This window comes from Paenibacillus sp. OT2-17, from assembly GCF_009827695.1.
Taxonomy (GTDB): Bacteria; Bacillota; Bacilli; order Paenibacillales; family Paenibacillaceae; genus Paenibacillus; species Paenibacillus polymyxa_B.
The window spans coordinates 1-4054 of sequence record NZ_WUDQ01000325.1 but is presented as its reverse complement, the minus strand read 5'-3'; the positions used below and the strand labels follow the sequence as shown (position 1 = coordinate 4054).

At 45.1% G+C, this 4054-nt stretch carries 5 protein-coding genes; 2 read left to right on the top strand and 3 right to left on the bottom strand.

The annotated features are described in order from the left end of the window. Positions 1-62: 62 nt before the first annotated feature. The 3 genes from GRP75_RS20455 to GRP75_RS20445 all read right to left on the bottom strand — a co-directional run bounded on the left by GRP75_RS20455 (position 63) and on the right by GRP75_RS20445 (position 2635). The gene (locus tag GRP75_RS20455; protein ID WP_023989265.1) at positions 63-383 is read right to left on the bottom strand and encodes a hypothetical protein; all 321 of its coding nucleotides are present in this window, start codon (positions 381-383) and stop codon (positions 63-65) included. Between the two features lie 7 nt (positions 384-390). Beyond that, positions 391-1383: a DUF1385 domain-containing protein gene (locus GRP75_RS20450; RefSeq protein ID WP_160790211.1), complete on the bottom strand. Its 993-nt coding sequence runs from the start codon at positions 1381-1383 to the stop codon at positions 391-393. 250 nt (positions 1384-1633) lie between these two features. After that, a complete protein-coding gene (locus GRP75_RS20445) occupies positions 1634-2635 on the bottom strand; it encodes an ABC transporter substrate-binding protein (protein WP_160790210.1) in 1002 nt (333 codons plus the stop codon). A 286-nt stretch (positions 2636-2921) separates the two neighbouring features. On the opposite strand from GRP75_RS20445, the gene GRP75_RS20440 reads away from it, so the two are divergent. Next, positions 2922-3503: a YqhR family membrane protein gene (locus GRP75_RS20440; protein WP_160790209.1), complete on the top strand. Its 582-nt coding sequence runs from the start codon at positions 2922-2924 to the stop codon at positions 3501-3503. An 81-nt stretch (positions 3504-3584) separates the two neighbouring features. Further along, the coding region (locus GRP75_RS20435) for an aminopeptidase P family N-terminal domain-containing protein (RefSeq protein ID WP_202404230.1) at positions 3585-4054 on the top strand (470 nt) is incomplete at its 3' end.

The window sequence follows — 4054 nt, the reverse complement described above, 5'->3', positions numbered from 1 at the left end:
CGGTCATATTTGAATACGCGGGTGATGGCTCCTTTGTGCTACATTTTAAAGGATGATTATCATTAATGATATTTAGGTTGTTCTTCTTCATTTTTGCCCTTGGAACCTTCAATTACATGAAAAGGATACGCTTTGCGCTTGCCTGTAGTCTGCTGCTTACGTGCGTTGGCTGTTTTGGCCATGGTGCGCACAGAGGGTTTGATTTTGGGAGTACGATTGCGTTGCCCTGGCAGGTATTTGTATAGCAGAAATATAACTGCAAAAACAAGGACGGGAATTAGTAAACTCATGAGAAAGCCCCAGCTTCCTCTCCATAGCATATCCACAATCCCATATGCACCCAAAGCAAGGGTAAGCCAGAAAATAACGGCATGTCTGTTCATTATTCACTCATCCTTTCACAGGATCAAGGACCAGACTGTTGAAGGTCTCCTTTACAGGTACGTTTTCCAACTCAGCATCCAATTCAAGCATACGCTTAAATGAGGCAATGGATACCTCCACTTGATCATCAGTCGGTTCTTTGGTGGTAAGTAGTTGCAGCCACAGACCGGGGTAACCTAAATAACGAAGTACCGGAATTTCACGAAGAGCATTGGTCAGCTTGAGAAATTCAAAAGAAAGCCCCAGTACGATCGGAAGCAGTAGAAGCCGTTGCCCCATGCGCTCCCACAGATTATCGTAGGTAAATAGGGAATAGACAAGTACTCCGATGATCACGGTCAGCATAATAAAGCTACTACCGCAGCGGTAATGCAGACGGCTGTATTTTTGTACATTGGCCGGGGTTAGTTCTTCCCCTGCTTCGAATGCTGTAATTACTTTATGCTCTGCGCCGTGATATTGAAACAGTCGCTTAATTAACGGAGTTTGGGAAATACTCCACAAATAAGCCAGTAGCAGAATCAGCTTAATAGCTCCTTCTGCGAGGTTATGCAAAATTTGGCTGTGAAACAAGCTTCCGAACAGGAAATTCTCTACAATAACCGGAACGAGAGTCAATACAATTTTGCCAAACAGGAATGACAAAATACCGACTGCCGCCACACCGATCATCATACTCAGACTCCAGCGAGATTCTTCTTTTTTCTTTTGCTCAGCGCGTTCTTCCAGATCTACTTCATCATCAGCATACGCATCGGCTGAATAGTTTAAATGCTTGGTACCCTTGGCGCTGGAGTCGATGATGCTTACAATCCCCCGCAATAAAGGAATTCTGCGGAATTTGGATACCCAGGATTGCTCCTTGCGTGGTACTTCCAAATATGTGATTTCGCCAGTTTTGCGGCGAACTGCCGTGACATTGACACGCTTGCCGCCGAACATGACACCTTCAATGACTGCCTGACCGCCGTAGCTCACAGGCTTGGATGCTTGTGACAACCGTCTCACCTCTCTTAATACATGCTTTTTTGTATATTGTATCGAATTTGGAAGGGAATATCTAGTTAGATGAAACTGAGTGTAGTAATTAGGCCACTCCAAGCTAAGATTCTGCTTTTAAAGGAGAAGGTAGAAATTCTTATCGTGGAGAAAGCTCATGCCACAGGCTTATAAAAAAAGCATTTATGGAGCTCAGACTGCTCACATAAATGCTACTCATTATAAAACCGAATGAATATTTGGAGACAACTTATTGCGTAATTGCCCCGACAACCTGGTCAACCAGCCCTTTTGAAGAGAGGGGGCCGCCAAATGTCCATGTCGTACCGCTCAGTGAATAGGTACGTTTTTCTTTAACGAAATTTAGACCATTCCAGACCGAATTATTTTTCATGGGTGCGCCGAAAACATTATCGTCCGGCTGAACAATATAGATAAAGTTGCTGTCCTGAACGGCAGACAGAGCTTCAATGCCTACGGTTGAAAAGCCATACTGTTCAACTTTGCTCGGTTTCCAATCGTTAATCATGCCGATCTTCGCCAGTGTTGCCACGACGACTGAGTTATCTGAAAACATACGAAGGCTGGCCGCATTTTGCGAAGTGAAAGCCTGTGTCAGTATATAATGATAATCCGACTTGCCAGCAGCGGTGAGCTTTTCTTTGGCTTCAGCATAATGCTGATCCAGTTCGGCAAGCACCTGCTTAGCTTTGTCTTCTTTTCCAAGAGCACCTGCGATGCTATTAAAAATTTCTACCATTTTATCATGATCGTAGCCGTTACCATCGTTCAGATTATATTCGATCGTTGGAGCGATGGCCTTGAGTTGCTCATAGATAGCCTCATTTCCATCAACATTTGAAATGATCAGATCCGGCTTCAATGCAGCAATCGCTTCCAGATTCGGCTCGTTACGCGTGCCGACATCGACCACGCTACTATCGAGAGCCGCCTCCGGTGTCACGTACACCTTGTAGTTGGCATTGTCTGCATTACCAACCGGCTGAACGCCCAGCGCAATCAAATCCTCTGTAAATGTCCATTCCAGCACTACGACACGCTGTGCGGGCTTGTTGAGCGTGACCTCACCACGATTATGCTTTACCGTCACAGGACCAGTCGCTGTGTCAGTCGGTTTGCTACCCGACGTGGCTGTCTGATCTTTATTCGATGCTTTGTCGGCTGCTCCGCAACCTGCCAGAGTGAGCGTAAAAACCATTAACAATAAAATCCCGATTAATCCCTTTTTCATAGAAGCGTTCTCCCGTATATATGTTTTTAGGAAATGATAATGATTATCATTTTCATCATTATATTATGATAGAGGATTGAAATTTTGTCAATGTAAAAAACGGGTCCGTACCCTCAATTGGAAAGCTGCCATTATTCAGCATTCCTGTTCATTGTTAAACTATTCCCCCTTGGAGCATACTACCTAGCAAAATGGAATGCAGAATCCGATGGACGTACATGCATTTCCGATTGCAATTGTCTTTACGATGGGAAAAAGTTTGCATATTGAAAGGGGATTAAACAACATGAGTGAAACCTACTCTATACCCAAGATAGGACATGAACAGGAGCAGTCTCGCGGATCTCAGGATCAACGTCATCATAACGACAGTGGTAGAGGCAGGCAGCAGTCAGGCAAAATACATACGCCTCTCATTCCTTTTGCACTTGAGTTGGGTTTTTTTGCGGGTTTACTCTGGGGATTGCTGCGCTGGCTGTTTTATAAGTTGCATTTTACGGTAGTAGCGCCTGGCTTTCTCGCGGAGCCTTTTTTCAAGCATTCGTTTATGAACACCATGGCGGGACATCTGGTAGGGCTACTTTTTTTTATTGGATTATCCGTCGTAGCTTCACTGGTGTACACTCTGTTGCTGCGCAGATTTAAGGGTCCTATACCCGGAATTGTGTATGGTCTGATTTGGTGGGTTGTTTTATTTGTATTAACAGGTCCTAAGCTAGGAATTATGAATGCTCCTGATCGGTTAACATGGAATTCCTTATATACAGAAATTTGTGTGTTTATACTGTGGGGACTATTTATCGGATATACCGTTGCTGTCGAGTATACGGATGAAAGAAAGCGCGAGCCTGAGAAAGCTGAGGGCTGAACGTAACAAAAACTTCTCAAGCGCCTATCCCCTGTGTTAAAATAGCATTTGGTTATTTGACAGAGGGGAGCGGAATGAAAGATGAAGAATGACCGGGTGTTAAAGCTGCGGCAGGCGCTGGGCGAGCATAATCTGCGGGCTATGCTGATTACTAGCCCTGTCAATCGTCGATATTTGACAGGCTTCACAGGTTCGGCGGGTTATGTGCTGATTACGGAATCCCATAGCTATTTGCTGACTGACTTTCGCTATATGACGCAAGCGACCGAACAAGCCGAAGGCTTCACGGTGGTGCAGCACGCTGCACAGGTCATGGAAACGGTGAAAGAATTACTGTCTTCCCATCAGATCAGCGAAACAGGCTTCGAGCAAGACGCTGTAACTGTTGCGACGCATAAAGCTTATAGCGAAGATTTGTCACCTATTTCACTGGTTCCGGTGTCGGGCATTGTGGAGAAGCTACGGGTGTACAAGGATGCAGAAGAGCTGGAAGTGATGCAGCGGGCAGCGGATTTGGCAGATGCTACATTTGCACACATTTTACCTTACAT